This is a genomic window from Clostridium sp. (genome assembly GCF_051656525.1).
Taxonomy (GTDB): domain Bacteria; phylum Bacillota; class Clostridia; order Clostridiales; family Clostridiaceae; genus Clostridium.
This window is the reverse complement of the sequence record NZ_JBOGCC010000285.1, coordinates 1-2,133: the sequence shown is the minus strand read 5'-3', so window position 1 is coordinate 2,133 and position 2,133 is coordinate 1. Positions and strand designations below refer to the sequence as shown.

The 2,133-nt window shown below is 30.4% G+C and carries 4 protein-coding genes; all 4 read right to left on the bottom strand.

Translation table 11 applies throughout. The features are described from left to right. Positions 1–193 (bottom strand): hypothetical protein (locus ACRDDY_RS14645; protein WP_438565682.1); only part of this gene is annotated, 193 nt, incomplete at its 3' end. A 76-nt stretch (positions 194–269) separates the two neighbouring features. Beyond that, positions 270–740: a GIY-YIG nuclease family protein gene (locus ACRDDY_RS14640; RefSeq protein WP_438565681.1), complete on the bottom strand. Its 471-nt coding sequence runs from the start codon at positions 738–740 to the stop codon at positions 270–272. A gap of 88 nt (positions 741–828) precedes the next feature. Then, positions 829–1,722, bottom strand: coding sequence for a tyrosine-type recombinase/integrase (locus ACRDDY_RS14635; RefSeq protein WP_438565680.1), 894 nt, complete (start codon positions 1,720–1,722; stop codon positions 829–831). A 108-nt stretch (positions 1,723–1,830) separates the two neighbouring features. Continuing rightward, positions 1,831–2,133, bottom strand: a 303-nt coding sequence (locus ACRDDY_RS14630; RefSeq protein WP_438565679.1) for a gamma-glutamylcyclotransferase family protein, incomplete at its 5' end; no start/stop codon positions are given.

The window sequence follows — 2,133 nt, the reverse complement described above, 5'->3', positions numbered from 1 at the left end:
TTAAGTCCATGTAGCACTCCATAGAATCGTCTGAAAGGCACTTAGGACAGTCCTTAGTATAAATAACACCTCTAACATTAATCTCTTCTTGTGTAGTATTCTTATGCATGTTAGACACAGTTGTATATAATACCAAAGTTCCAAATACCACCACTAATCCAACTGTCACATCTTTTAAATTTTGTAATTTCATATAACTACCTCCCTTATTGATATAACTTATTATAACATATGAAAAGAGGGATGTAAACCCTCTTTATTAAAAAATATTATTTATTTTTAATGTATTCTAATACTTTTAATTCCAGCCTTGAAATATTTTGCTCTATAATTCTAAAATCTTGTAATATACTCATAAATTCTTTATCTTCTTTTAATTTTTCTAATTTATCACTTAGATTCTTTGGCCTACCAAAAACCTTATTGTTATTTATTTCCGTCTTTTCATCTTTTAAATAATTTTCCATGTTTAAATTTTCACAAAACGATTTTATTTCTTCTAGTTTAATGTCAAACCATTCCCCAACAATATTTTTATCTAAAAATCTTTTATGGAGAATCTTTTCAAGCTCTTCATTTTTACAACATTCAATTTTTAAAACATATTCAAACTTTTCATCATAGTTTCCCAAGTGATTTGATTGTCTTTCAAAATCTTTCAACCTCTTGTCAAAATCTTCTGCTTTACCAATTTTCAATAGTTCCTTCTTGTTTGATTTTAATACATATACACCTTTCATTTAAAATTCCCCTTTGATATATTATTTTTTTATACATCTATATTTTATGGTGTTGACTAAAATGAGTGTCTTTATACACTCCTAAAAATTAAAATACTACGCTTAACTCTGCTTGTTTCTTTACATCATCTTGGAGTCTTGTGTATCTACTTGTTGTAGTGATACTACTATGTTTCAAAATACGTTGAGCTACTTGTATTCCATACTCTGTAGCAATACTTGTTGTGAACATTGCCCTAAAGATATGTGGGTGCATAATGTCTGCTTCAATACCACATTTAATTCCTAATGTTTTAAGAGAAGTGGATATGTTTTGTCTATTTAGTTTTAGACCTACATTGCTGGTAAATAGGTTTTTGCATCCATCTTTTTCTTTTCTGTTTGGCAAGTATGCTTCAATGGCTTCATTTGTTTGCTGTGTGAAGGTGAGCTCTCTAGTCTTACCGCCTTTACAATCTACAACCACCTTGCCATTTAAGTAGTCATCTAAGTTGATGTTGATTAGTTCACTAACACGCACTCCTGTAGTAGCCATTATAAGAATCATGGCTTTAAGTCTAGTGTTCTTGCAAGTGTCGATAAGCGTTTTGATTTGCTCTTTAGTTAAATATTCATCTTGTACATTATCCACTTTAGTTAACTCAAGCTTCTCTGATGGGTCTTTCTCAAGAAACTCAAAGTCAATCATTGTAGAAAAGAATTTCTTAAGAGCATTTACTTTTAAGTTGTAAGTTGAATCAGAGTTTTTATCTTTGATTGCTTTAACCCAAGTCAACTTAAGATCCATGAATTTGATTTCTTCTACGGGCTTGTTTATGATTGATAGCATCTCTTCAACAACTTCTACATACTTCTTTATAGTATTATCACTTTTTGATTCTGCCTCTAAAGATTGTTTGAATACTTTTAACATTTCCATTTGCTTCACCTCATATGTTTTATTTGATAAACTAAGTATACCAAAAAGAGGGTTGAATGTCAACCCCCTAAACTAATTTTATTCTGCTAATTTTACATACTTCCATTCTACTATTTCAAGTTCATTTCTTGATGTCCAACTTGTAGCTTCCCCACTCCAACAATAAATTTTTTATTTTAAATCTAGCCATTCTTTCCAATCACCAGATTCAATTTTATTCATGCAATCAACTTCACCATTCCAAGTATAGATATAACCAGCAATTCTTCTTCCATCTTCCATTGTAACATTAACAACCTCTTTGTTGTATAAGTTATCACTTGAATTTGGCTCATATCCTTCAAGTATATCAAGCTTCATCTCTACAATTGAGTATTTAACTTCATACACTTCAACTTCAATTTCTCCTTCACCTTTAATGATGCAAGGGAAGCCATATCCTGTGTCATACATATCAAAGCCTTTAACTTTTCC